Below are 13010 nucleotides of genomic sequence, written 5' to 3'. Positions count from 1 at the left end.
TATGAAAAAATTACTAACGATGGTGTCTGCCCTCCTGATGGCTGAAACGCTTATGGCAGCAGAGGTGCAGACCAATGGAAACAGTGTGTTGATCCGTCCTGACGGAGGTCAGGCTAAGGTCATTTGCCTTGAAGTGATGAACGACAACATCATTCGTGTGCGTGCCACCTCAAAGGCCGATTTGCCTCAGAAACCGGCTTCGTTGATGATTGTGCCCCAGACGGCTCCCCAGAAGGGCGGTTATACGATGAACGACGAGGGTGAGACAGTAGTGGTTAAGGCGAAGAACGTCAAGGCCGTGGTACAAAAAGCTACAGGTGAGATCACCTTCTTCGATGCCAATGGCAACCAGTTGTTGAAGGAAGCCAAGGACGGAAAGCAGTTCTGGGACTTCACCGTACCTGAGCGAGAACTTGGTATGAAGTCGGGCTATACGGTGCCTGAGGAGCAGAAACATGGGCTCACCTGGCAGATGAAGTTCGATAGCCCTGACGATGAGGCTTTCTATGGCCTGGGTCAGCACCAGAGCGAGGAGTTCAATATGAAAGGCAAGAACGAAGACCTGTTCCAGTATAATACTAAGGTGTCGATACCGTTCGTCCTGTCAAACAAGAACTATGGACTGTTGTGGGACTCTTACAGCTATTGCCGTTTTGGTAATCCTAACGACTATCTGCAGCTGAATCGCGCCTTCAAACTTTACGATAAGAACGGCAAGGAAGGACACCTGACGGGAACCTATGTCGATGCTAAGGGTAAGAAGCTCGTTCGCGACGAGGACAGTATCTATTATGAATATGGTACGCCCGATAAGTCGGAGATTGCTTTGAAGACTGATAATGGCGGTATTAAAAACTTCCCCAAGGGCATCAATCTGATGGGTGCCAACGTTACCTATGAGGGTTTCATTGAACCCGAGTGTTGTGGTAAATGTAAAGGTAAGACACAACTCTACCAGTTTATCCTCTATTATTCTGGTTATGTGAAGGTATACATCGATGGTCGTGAGGTGGTGCCCGAGCGCTGGCGCACAGCCTGGAACCCTAACACCTATAAGTTCTCTACCGAGTTGCAGAAGGGCAAGCGTGTACAGCTGCGCATCGAGTGGCGCCCCGATGGTGGTGAGGCTTATTGTGGCTTGCGTGTTTCAGAACCTCGCAACAAGGAACAGCGCGAACAGCTCTCCATCTGGAGTGAGATGGCCAAGGATATGGACTACTACTTCATCGCAGGTGAGAACCTGGATCAGGTGGTATCAGGTTACCGTACACTGACGGGTAAGGCATCGCTCTATCCGAAGTGGGTGCTGGGCTTCTGGCAGAGTCGCGAACGCTATAAGACCTCTGGCGAGATCGAGGAGACCCTCGCAGAGTTCCGTAAGCGTCATATACCCATCGACAATATCGTACAAGACTGGAACTACTGGCCCGAGGACCAGTGGGGTAGTCACAAGTTTGAGGCTTCGCGCTATCCAAACCCCCAGGCAATGCTCGACAGCGTTCACGCCATGCATGGACGTTTCATGATTTCCGTTTGGCCCAAGTTCTATTGTAACACCGACAACTACAAAGAGCTTGATGCCAAGGGATGGATGTATATTCAGTCGCCTACCGACGATATCCACGACTGGGTAGGCCCTGGCTATAAGAATGGTTTCTATGACGCCTACGATGCTGGAGCCCGTAAGATGTTCTGGCGTCAGATGGACGAGAATCTCTATACCAAATTTAACCATGGTGGTATAGCCGGTGTTGACGCCTGGTGGATGGATGCCTCTGAGCCCAACGTGCGCGACTGTACTCCTATGTGGTATCGTAAAGCCCTGAGTGGTCCTACGGCGCTCGGTACTTCTACTGAATATTTCAACGCCTACAGTACGGTTAATGCCGATGCCATCTATAATGGTCAGCGCAGTGTGTATAATGGCAAGCTCAATGAGCCTCGCGTCTTCTTGCTGACGCGTAGTGGCTTTGCTGGTGAGCAGCGCTTCTCGACAGCTACCTGGAGTGGTGATATCGGTACCCGTTGGGAGGATATGCGTGCCCAGATGACCGCAGGCCTGAACTACTCTATCTCCGGACTTCCTTTCTGGGGTATGGACCAGGGCGGTTTCTGTGTGGAAAACCGTTATATGGCTGCCCAGCAGTTGTTTGACAAGAGTGGTGTGGAGAACGAAGACCTGAAGGAGTGGCGCGAGCTGCAGACCCGTTGGAACCAGTTCGGCACCTTTATTCCGCTCTTCCGTAGTCATGGTCAGTGGCCATTGCGTGAAATCTGGAATATCGCCCCAGAAAATCATCCTGCCTATCAGTCGTTCGTCTATTACGACAAGTTGCGTTATCGCCTCATGCCGTACCTCTATTCAATGGCGGGTTGGGCCCATTTCAAGGACTATACCCTGATGCGCCCGCTGGTGATGGATTTCAATGGCGATAAGGAAGTGGAGAATATCGGCAACCAGTGGATGTTCGGCCCTGCGCTGATGGCTTGTCCCGTAGGTTACTACAAGGCTCGCAACCGCAGTGTCTATTTCCCTGAGCAGTGTGGCTGGTACAACCTCTATACCAACGAGTATATCCAGGGAGGTCAGCGCCTTGTGGTCGATGCACCTTATGAGCAGATTCCTGTCTTCGTTCGCGAGGGAGCCATCATCCCCTTCGGCCCAGAGATGGAGTGGAGCGACGAGAAGCCAGCAGAGCTTATCAACCTCTATGTCTATGCAGGACAGAATGGCTCGTTCCAGCTTTACGAGGACGAAGGTACTAACTACAATTACGAGAAGGGCAAGTATGCCACTATCGACATCACTTACGATGATGCCACTAAGACGGTTAGCTTCTCTGCCCGCAAGGGCCAGTTCCCTGGCATGCTGAAGAATCGCCGCTTCAATGTGGTTCTTATCTCTAAGGATGCCCCCAAACCCCTCAACCTGGAGGATCCAGAGGGCAAGATGGTTAACTATAATGGTAAAGCCGTAAGCATTCAATTATGAAAAGATTCTTTTGTCTCGTCTGCGTCCTTTGTGGACTGACAACGATACAAGCCCGTCAGCGTCAGAATTTTGACGCTGACTGGCTTTTTATTCTGGGCGACTCTGTCCAGATGTCTCAGACTGGGTATAATGACAACCATTGGCGCCAACTCAACGTGCCCCACGATTGGGCCATCGAGGGAGACTTCTATGTGGGAAACCCAAGTGGCGCGGGTGGAGGAGCGTTGCCAGGTGGCATTGGTTGGTATCGGAAGCACTTCTCGCTCGACAAGATAGAGAAGGTCTATCTTGAGTTTGATGGCGTGTATATGAACTCCACGGTCTATGTCAATGGCCAGCAGGTGGGCTTCCGCCCCTATGGCTATTCGAGCTTTGAATATGATATCACCCCTTACGTGAAGGCTGGTGGGAACGTGGTGGCTGTACGTGTGGATAACTCTGATCAGCCCAATTCACGTTGGTACTCTGGTTGTGGCATTTATCGCCATGTCTGGCTCACACAGACCAACCCCATTCACGTCAAACACTGGGGCGTCTATGTACATGATGGCAAAGTAGAAGTAGATTTTGAGAATCCCACTAATCAGAAAGTCATAGTTAAGAATACCTGGTTTGATGCCGACGGCAAACCCACAAGCATCAAGAAGCCCCGCAAGTGGTCGTGTGTGGACCCTTATATATATAAGGTACGCACGCAACTGATTGCTGGCGGCCAGGTGGTGGATGAAGTAGAGACGACCACTGGCTTCCGCGACTTTAAGTTCGACCCCAAGACCGGCTTTTGGCTCAATGGTAAGAACTTCAAGCTCAACGGAGTCTGCGAGCACCATGACTTCGGTTGTCTCGGCGCTGCCCTTAACGAGGACGCCCTCCACCGTAAACTCGTGAAACTCAAGGCTATGGGTGTGAACTCTATCCGCAGTTCGCACAATCCTCCTGCCCCTGAGTTGCTGAATATGTGTGACACCATGGGACTGATAGTCATGGACGAATCGTTCGACATGTGGCGACGCAAGAAGACTCAGAACGACTATGCCCGCTTTTTCGACGAGTGGCACGAGCGAGACCTCACCGATCTGATTCTCCGTGACCGTAACCATCCCTCCATTCTCATGTGGTCGATTGGTAACGAGGTGCTCGAACAATGGAGCGATGTACAGGCCGATACGCTGACCCTTGAACAGGCTAACCTGATTCTCAATGCTGGTCATGATGCATCGACACTCGCCAAGGAGGGTGAACTCAGTGTCAACTCCTTGCTCACCCGTCATCTGGCGGAGATCGTGAAACGCTACGATAAGACACGCCCCATTACGGCAGGCTGTAACGAGCCTTCGCCCAACAACCACCTCTTCAAGAGCGGGGCTATCGACATCATCGGCTTTAACTATCACCACCAGTGGGTGAAGGACGTCCCCCAGAACTTCCCTGGCAAACCCTTCATCTTCTCAGAGAGTGTGTCGGCTCTCCAGACGCGAGGACACTATAGAATGCCCTCCGACAGCATCTACAAAGCTCCCAAGGAGTGGTGGCTGCCCTATACCGATCCTTCCTATATGTGTTCTGCCTATGACAACATGCACGCCTCATGGTCGAGTACCCATGAAGAAACGTGGGATGTGGTGAAACATACGCCCTATGTGGGTGGCCAGTTCATCTGGACGGGCTTCGACTATATCGGTGAGCCCACACCCTATGGCTTCCCTGCCCGCTCCAGCTACTTCGGAATCATCGATCTCGCAGGCTTCCCCAAAGACAGCTACTACATGTACCAGAGCGAATGGACCAGCCAGCCCGTGCTCCATCTCTTCCCCCACTGGAACTGGGTTCCGGGCGACTATATCGACATGTGGTGCTACTATAACAATGCCGACGAGGTGGAGCTATTCATCAATGGCCAGAGCCAGGGCGTCCGTAAGAAGGCTGACAGCCATCAGTATCATGTGATGTGGCGAGTGGTCTTTGATCCGGGAGAGGTGAAGGTTGTGGCCCGGAAAGATGGCAGGGAGGTGGCCCAGCAGACCATCAAGACCGCTGGTGCCCCAGACCATATCCGTCTGTCGTATGACTACCGGGGTAAAACCACTGACTTCATTGTGGCTGAGGTTGTAGACAAGGATGGCAACCTCTGCCCTTGGGCCGACGATGAAATTGTCTTCATCTACGAAGGCGAAGGGGGCATCCTTGGCACCGACAATGGTTGCCAGACTTCGATGGAGCGCTTCACGGCTCCCCGTCGCAAGGCCTTCTTTGGCAAGTGCCTCGTAGTGGCAAAAGGAAAAGGCTCCATCACAGCCAAGTCGGCAACGCTGAAACCTGCATGGATTGAGATTGAGTAGGACGATAAGAAGAATTTCCCCGAAACCGTTGGTGGTTTCGGGGAAATATTGTAATTTTGCACGCAAAAAGTGACTGATATGGAAGGAAATATGCAAAATGAGTCTCTGCAGCGTGTGGCACATGAACTGGCTTTGATGGGCGAGAAATTGGGCCGTGCTCTGAAGGAGGAGGAGATAATACCCGTCTTGGAGGTAAGCCTGCCAACCATCAGACCTGAGGTGACGGAGGTAAGACCGCAGGCACTGGAGTGCGATGTGGTGAGATTCCAGAATAATAAGGAGAAATGGGTGGCGCTCGTAGGACTGCTCGATGGCTATCCCTATGAGATATTTACTGGTCTCCAGGACGACGAGGAGGGTATCATCCTGCCCAAGACCGTCACCCACGGTAAGATCATCAAGCAGGTGAATCCCGACGGAACGAAACGCTATGACTTCCAGTTTGAGAACAAGCGTGGCTACAAGACGACGGTGGAGGGCCTCTCGGAGAAGTTCAACCCTGAGTACTGGAACTATGCCAAGCTGATCTCGGGTGTGCTGCGCTATCGTATGCCTTTGGAGCATGTGATCAAGTTGGTGGCCTCGCTTTCGCTGAAGGATGAGAGTATCAACACCTGGAAGACGGGTGTGGAGCGTGCGCTGAAGAAGTATATCCCTGGGGTGCACGAGGATGAAATTGAGGATTGAAGATTGAAAATTGAAGGGTCATATATCGTTCTGCGGCATGTCCGTTTCCAGGCCTTTCATGGGGTGATGCCTCAGGAAGGTATAGTGGGAGGCGACTTCGATGTCGACCTGCGTGTGGGTTATCCACTGGAGCGGGCGATGGAGAGCGACGAGGTGAATGACACGTTGAACTATGCGGCGCTGTATGCGCTGGTGAAACAGGAGATGAAGCAACCCTCGAAGTTGCTGGAACATGTGGCTGGCAGAATCGTGGCCGCCATCGATAATACATTTCCGCTGGTGACTTCCATCGACCTGACTCTGACGAAGTTAAATCCCCCGATGGGGGCCGACTGCGAGGGTGCTGGAGTGGAAGTGCATTGGAAAAGGTAAAAAGGTAGAAAAGTAAATAGGTAGGAATTGAGAAGGTTTTTAATTGTTTTGATATCGATGCTCTGTGTGGCAGGAATGATGAGCGCTGCACAGAATAAGACTTTTACGCTGGTGATTGATGCGGGTCATGGCGGTGGCGACACTGGTGCCAAGGGAGCCATCTCGTATGAGAAGAACCTGACGCTGAAGTTTGCCCTGGCCTTCGGACGCCTCGTGGAACAGAGGTGCCCCGACGTGAAGGTGATTTATACCCGAAAGACGGATAAGTTTGTGGAGCTCTATCGTAGGGCGGAGATTGCCAACAAGGCAAAGGCCGACCTCTTTATATCGTTCCATATCAATGCGCTGCCCAAAGGTAGGATTGCCCGTGGATTCCAGACCTACACATTAGGAACGAGCAAACGTACGGGTAAGAAGACTGGCGTGATGGAGAATCTGGAAGTGGCCAAACGTGAGAACGCTGTGATCTTCCTTGAGAAGGACTATCAGCAGACTTATCATGGCTACGACCCGAACTCCCCGGAGAGTAACATCATGTTTGAGTTTATTCAGGACAAGAACATGGAGAACAGCGTTGAGCTGGCGAAGTATATGCAGAAATACGTCTGTGAGGCTACGGGGCGTCAGAATATGGGTGCCCAGCAGGATAATCTGGCTGTGCTGCGCCTCTCGTCGATGCCAGGTTGTCTGATAGAACTGGGCTTTATCTCCACAAGGGACGAGGAGCAATATATGAACTCCAAAGCCGCTGAAGGGCAGTATGCAAGAGGTGTGTTTAATGCTTTCCTGGCTTATCGGAAGCGTCATGGCGGGAATATCACCATTCCTTATATTCCTGCAAGCGAGCCCCAGCCAAGGTCAAAGTCGAAGCGCGAGGTGGTGCCGGAGGTTGTGGCCCAGGAGCCCGTTGTGCCAATGGATACTGTGGTCAAGGAGCCAGAGACAGTGGCAGAGGAGTTGGTAGTCGCTCCAGTGGTACAGCCTGTAGCTACCCCTGTGGAGCCCGTGGCTCAGCCTGCTACGGAACCTGTTGCGGATCCTGTCGCTAAACCTAAGGAGGAACCTGTGGCAGTAAAACCCGTGGAGGAGGCACCAGTGTTTAAGGTACAGATTCTGGTGAGCTCGTCTCGACTGCGGTCTACGGATGCGCGCTTCAAGGGATTGTCTGGTGTGGCCATCTATCAGGAGGGCGGCATGTTTAAGTACACCGTTGGTTGCTCTGAGGATTATCATGAGATTTATCAGTTAAGGAAGTCGATCGTGGATAAATTCCCACAAGCGTTCATCGTGGCCTTCAGAAACGGGGCCCGCATGGATGTGAATGAAGCGAGAAAGATAAAGGTGAAAAAGTAAAAAAGGTAAGGATATGAAGAAGTTTTCAAAGGAGATTCAGATTGCGCTCGTAGCCATCGTAGGTGTGGTGGTGCTGTTTTTCGGACTGCAGTACCTTAAGGGCAAGACGCTCTTCTCGACAGACAATAATTACTATGTGAAGTTTAGTGATGTCAGTGGATTAAGCGCTGCCAGCCCCATCTATGCCAACGGCTTCAAGGTGGGCGTCGTGGAGGACATCGTGTTTGACTATCAGCACCAGAGCAACATCGTGGCAAGGATTGGTATAGACAATCAGTTGGCCGTACCTGCAGACAGTAGGGCTGAGATTCTGACTGATCTGATGGGTAATGTGAAGGTGGAGCTGGTGATGGGTACTGGTGCCGCCATTGCCCCTGGTGATACCATCTTCGGCTGTCAGCACGAAGGTGCTCTGGGACAGGCGGCAGGTATGGTTCCGCAGATTGAGCAGATGCTGCCTAAACTCGACTCTATCCTGGCGAGCATCAACATGCTGTTGGCTGATCCCGCCATTGCGAATTCCTTGCATAACATCGATCAGATTACTGCGGACTTGACGAAGACCTCGCACGACCTGAATGCATTGACCACCAGTCTGAACAGTCATATGCCCCAGATGCTGGAGAATGCTGATGGGCTTCTGGCAAATACCAATCAGTTGACGAAATCGCTGAACGATCTGGACATCTCCTCAACAATGGCCAGCGTGAACACTACACTGAAAAATGTAGAGCAGATGACTAACCAGTTGAACAGCAAAGAAGGTACATTGGGACTGCTGATGAGAGACCCGAGCCTCTATTCCAACCTCAATGCTACGATGATGCATGCCGACTCTCTGATGATAGATCTGAAGGCTCATCCAAAACGCTACGTACACTTCTCAGTTTTCGGTAAAAAAGATAAGTAATTTATAATTTGTCTAAATAAGCAGAAAGTTTCATTTGTTCGCTGAATGTCGGTTTATCGTGCCTTTTAGAGGCCTATGAATTTGTTATATTGCGGAGTATCAAATAGTTACATTTTTGCAAGTGTTATTTTGGGCACAATATAGCGTGAAACACCCTAAATGCCCATTCTGTAACGAGTTACGAAGGTTTGTACACACGAAGGGTAAAAAGACGGATTTGCAGGATTGAAAAAAAATTGCGAACTTTGCACTCGCAATTATAAATCAACAAGCCAACGTCTTGTTTAAATTAGAAACTATAACGCCAAATGAAAGATAGTCACCAGGCGCTCTGGGACAACTGCCTGAAACTGATTCAGGCAAACGTTACTGAGCAGCAGTTTAAAACGTGGTTTGCACCACTCACCCTCGAGTCTTATTCGGAGGATGAGCACAAGCTTTTGGTGCAGGTTCCAAGTCCGTATGTGTACGAGTACTTGGAGCAGTACTACGCTGGACTATTAAGTAAGGTACTCGCACGCGTATTCGGTTCTGGGGTGACGCTTACCTATAGACTGATGACCGTGCAGTCGGCTGCCCCTGGCGTTGTAGACGTGGAGAGTGATGGTCCTGGCCTCGATATCGCCCAGCCGGCTCCCATGGGCAACAAGGCGCCCCACACGTTGGATAGTGTGACGCCTGCACTGAATCCTCAGCTCGATTCGAAGAAGACCTTTCAGAACTTCATTGAAGGCGACAGCAACAAACTGTCACGTACGGTAGGTCTTTCCATCGCTGAGCATCCGGGCAAGACCACGTTCAACCCCTTCTTTATCTACGGACCTTCGGGTTGTGGTAAGACACATCTGATCAATGCCATTGGCGTGCGCTGCAAGGAGACCTATCCGCAGAAGCGTGTACTCTATGTCAGTGCCCGTCTGTTCCAGGTGCAGTTCACGGACTCTGTCCGTCAGAATACGACCAACGACTTCATCAACTTCTATCAGTCGATCGATGTGCTGATTGTGGATGATATTCAGGAGTGGATGAACTCGCCGAAGACGCTCGATACGTTCTTCCACATCTTCGATCATCTGTTCCGTCTTGGTAAGCAGATTGTTTTGGCCAGCGACCGTCCTCCCGTGGATCTGCAGGGTGTAAAGGACCGTCTGTTGACACGCTTTGCCTGCGGTCTGATTGCAGAGTTGGAGAAGCCCAATACACAGTTGTGTATCGATATTCTGAATGCTAAGTGCCGTCGTGACGGCCTGAAGATTCCCGCAGATGTGATTGATTTCATTGCCCAGACAGCCAATGGTAGCGTGCGTGACCTAGAGGGTGTGGTGAATTCGCTGATGGCATATTCAATTGTCTATAACTCGAATATTGATATGCATCTGGCTGAGCGTGTCATCATGCGTTCGGTGAAGATCGACGATCGTCCACTGACTATCGACGATATTCTCGAGAAGGTATGCCACCATTATGGTGTCAGTCAGCAAAGCGCCTTCAGCAAGAGCCGTAAGCGTAATTACGTGCAGGTGCGCCAAGTTTCGATGTATCTTGCACAGAAGCACACGAAGCTATCGGCCGCACGTATCGGATTGTTAATAGGCAATCGTGACCACTCGACGGTGATTCACAGTTGTAATACCATCGAGAAGCGTATGAAGGTAGACAAGTCGTTCCTCGATGAGATCAATAGTATAGAAAACTCCTTTAAGCTGAAAAAATAACAAATAATCCCCATCCACTTGGATGGGGATTATGATTATAGGGAGAGGTTCATTCCCACAATGAGCCATCGGCCAGGTTCCTCGACATGTCCAAAATCTACGTAGTCTTTATCGAAGAGGTTGTTGCCCTCAAGATACAACTTCCATTTCTTTTGCTGCCACGACAGGCGCGCATCGACGAGAGCGTATGGCTGGTAATCCTGTACGATGCCGTCAAAGTCGGTGTATTGTCCCACACGGTCTTGCCAGCGGAAGTTCAGACCGAGCGTCAATTGTTTCCAGAGAGGTAATAGGGCATTGGCCACGAACTTATGGCGCAGGTATTCTAAAGCGTATTGCGACACGATATTCGGCTCCTGTTCTTTATCCTGATCAATGTAACTGTAGGAAGCAGAGAATTGAGAGTTAAGAATTGAAAGCTGGGCTTTGACCTCGAAACCAAGGCTGTTTACTTTCGTGTGGTTGACGCTTTGCCATACAGCCTCGTCTCCCAATGAGGTATCCATGATCCAGTCGATCATATTACGACCACGGTGATGCCAGAGAGTGGCGGATATCGTCAGCGTTTGCTGGCTATATTGAGCACCAGCCTCAAAGGCTTGCATCTCTTCGGGCTTCAGGTGGGGATCGGCTGCATAACCCTGAAGCTTGTAATACATCTCTGTGAATGAGGGCATGCGGAGAGAGGTGTTGTAGGAGGCGTGGAGCGTCCAGTGGGTGTCAGGACGATAGCTGACGTCGATGCCTGGATAGATGGTCATGTTCATGTTGCTCCAGGTGTTCTTCACTGCCACGAGACCTGCAGATACCGTCAGATGTTCTAACAACAGGTTGTGCTCCAAGTAACCGCTGATGTTCGTGCGGTTCAAGCCTAATGTATAGTCGCGGTTTGTACCTTTGATAGCGTGTGGCTCTGAAAGGGGTTCACCGAGATTGCCACTCATGAGGTCTTCGTTTCTGATCTCCGCACCGAAGGCTGTGCGCCCTGCTGCCCAGTCGAAATAACTGCTCAGGTTGATACCATAGATATCTGTGCGGTTATAGTTGTACTTCATCTTCTCAGGATGGTTACGATATCCTTCATAGCGGTCGTAGTTTTGATTCCAGTAGATGCTGGGCATCAGGCGTAGCTTACCGATAGATGTCTCTGCTTGAATGGCCGAGTAGAGTTTTGTGGTGTGCTCATACTGGTCATCGGCCTGCCATTTCGGTGAGGCATAAAAGGTGCTGGAGCCCCAGCCTTTGTCTGCAATACCGAGGTGCCAGCGGATACGTACGTCATTGTCAGCGTATTGTCCCTGATAGAATGCTTTCGAACCGCTGAAGTCGGTATTCAGCGTCCCCGCCTTCGAACGTGAGTAGCCGTCGCTACGATTATAGCCCGCACTCACCTGGTTGTTCCATGATCCTTGTCGCAGGTTGGCGCGTGCACTTACCTTGCCGTAGCCATAACTGCCACCTTCCACTGTCACGTCAGCACTTGTCGTAGGGGCTGGTCTCGTCACGATATTGATGGCTCCTACGAGTGATGAACTTCCGTAGATTCTTCCTGCAGGGCCTTCTAGTACTTCGATGCGTACAATTTCGCTCAGGTCTATTGGCAAGTCCATCGCATTGTGCCCCGTCTGTGGGTCACAGATGTTGATGCCGTTGAGCAAGAGAATCACCTGGTCCTGCGTACCGCCACGGATGGAGATGTCTGTCTGAGTGCCGATGGGACCGCGCTGACGTACATCTACGCCAACAGCGTATTTGAGCAAATCGTTAATACTTTGTACTGGAGCCTGCGCAATATCTGCACGATCCAGTACAGTGACCATTCTCGCAGCCTGACTTTTAGTCAGGGGCGCCCTCGAGCCGGTGATACTGACCTCCTCGAGCATCATCTCGCGAGCCGTCGTCATCGAGGCAGAGTCACTCACCACGGGATCCGTGCTGACACTCTCTGCAGAGGCATAGGTCAGTGTGGCTACTGAGAGCACACTGCATACCACCTCGCGCCCCAGACAGGCAAAAAGCGAGTAGCCCTTGTTTCCGAAATGTCGGAACACCAGGACCTGGCGCTTCATGTTGAAAGTTGGTTTGTACATTTGTTATAAATAAAAAAGGGATTGCAAAGGTACTGATAAAATGTGAAGATTTCTGAATTTTAACTATATTTATGCCATTTCTTGACAAACAATCTTGATTGTGTCCTACTTTTTTCCTATATTTGCAACATGGTTCAGCATATCATCTTAAAGAACGATATTTCTGAGACGAGCAGGTTGGAGTTTTTCCTGCAAGAAGTCTGTCGTGGCTATGAACTCAGTGATAAGAGTTTCAGAAGCCTGAATCTGGCTGTTGAGGAATGGGCAGTTAACGTCATCAATCATGCCTATCCCGAGGGTACAAAACCTGAAGGCATGGAAATAACAGCTGAGGTCATAGATGGCGTGCTGAAGTTGGTGGTCAAGGACCATGGCATTGCCTTCGATCCTACAAAGCATCATGAGGCCGATGTGGAAGCTACACTCGAATACCGTCAGGTAGGTGGTCTGGGTATCCACATGATCCGTAGCATCATGGACACGATGTCCTATGAGCGTACGGCTGATGGCTACAACATCCTTACGCTTACCAAGAAGATTGGCCAATAAGGA

8 protein-coding genes and 1 pseudogene are annotated in these 13010 nt (G+C 50.7%); 8 read left to right on the top strand and 1 reads right to left on the bottom strand.

Going from position 1 to position 13010, the window contains the following annotated elements; all coding sequences use genetic code 11:
* The first annotated feature begins 1 nt into the window (after position 1).
* The 7 genes and pseudogenes from BMY16_RS00950 to dnaA all read left to right on the top strand — a co-directional run bounded on the left by BMY16_RS00950 (position 2) and on the right by dnaA (position 10368).
* A complete protein-coding gene (locus tag BMY16_RS00950; protein WP_091838816.1) occupies positions 2-2992 on the top strand; it encodes a TIM-barrel domain-containing protein in 2991 nt (996 codons plus the stop codon).
* Positions 2989-5331, top strand: a complete 2343-nt coding sequence (locus BMY16_RS00945) for a glycoside hydrolase family 2 TIM barrel-domain containing protein (protein WP_091838813.1) — start codon at positions 2989-2991, stop codon at positions 5329-5331. The genes BMY16_RS00950 and BMY16_RS00945 overlap by 4 nt, the downstream gene beginning before the upstream one ends.
* Before the next feature lie 210 nt (positions 5332-5541).
* Positions 5542-5985 (top strand): annotated as a pseudogene (locus BMY16_RS00940) (ribonucleoside-triphosphate reductase); the annotation flags it as partial.
* A 36-nt stretch (positions 5986-6021) separates the two neighbouring features.
* Positions 6022-6390 carry a dihydroneopterin aldolase gene (gene folB / locus BMY16_RS00935; RefSeq protein ID WP_091838810.1) on the top strand — a complete coding sequence of 123 codons (369 nt, stop codon included), beginning with the start codon at positions 6022-6024 and terminating at the stop codon, positions 6388-6390.
* Between the two features lie 27 nt (positions 6391-6417).
* Positions 6418-7743 carry an N-acetylmuramoyl-L-alanine amidase family protein gene (locus BMY16_RS00930; protein ID WP_411267757.1) on the top strand — a complete coding sequence of 442 codons (1326 nt, stop codon included), beginning with the start codon at positions 6418-6420 and terminating at the stop codon, positions 7741-7743.
* Positions 7744-7756: 13 nt separating this feature from the next.
* A complete protein-coding gene (locus BMY16_RS00925) occupies positions 7757-8653 on the top strand; it encodes an MlaD family protein (RefSeq protein ID WP_091838805.1) in 897 nt (298 codons plus the stop codon).
* A 308-nt stretch (positions 8654-8961) separates the two neighbouring features.
* Entirely contained in the window at positions 8962-10368 is a 1407-nt protein-coding gene (gene dnaA / locus BMY16_RS00920; RefSeq protein WP_091838803.1) for a chromosomal replication initiator protein DnaA, read from the top strand.
* Between the two features lie 35 nt (positions 10369-10403).
* On the opposite strand, the gene BMY16_RS00915 is transcribed toward dnaA, so the two are convergent.
* Positions 10404-12458, bottom strand: a complete 2055-nt coding sequence (locus BMY16_RS00915) for a TonB-dependent receptor (RefSeq protein WP_091838800.1) — start codon at positions 12456-12458, stop codon at positions 10404-10406.
* Between the two features lie 129 nt (positions 12459-12587).
* Between BMY16_RS00915 and BMY16_RS00910 the strand changes: the two genes are divergently transcribed.
* Entirely contained in the window at positions 12588-13007 is a 420-nt protein-coding gene (locus BMY16_RS00910) for an ATP-binding protein (RefSeq protein ID WP_091838798.1), read from the top strand.
* Positions 13008-13010: the final 3 nt, after the last annotated feature.

Origin of the sequence: Prevotella sp. ne3005 (genome assembly GCF_900110085.1) — a bacterium.
Lineage (GTDB): Bacteria > Bacteroidota > Bacteroidia > Bacteroidales > Bacteroidaceae > Prevotella.
This window is presented reverse-complemented; position numbering and strand designations above follow the sequence as displayed.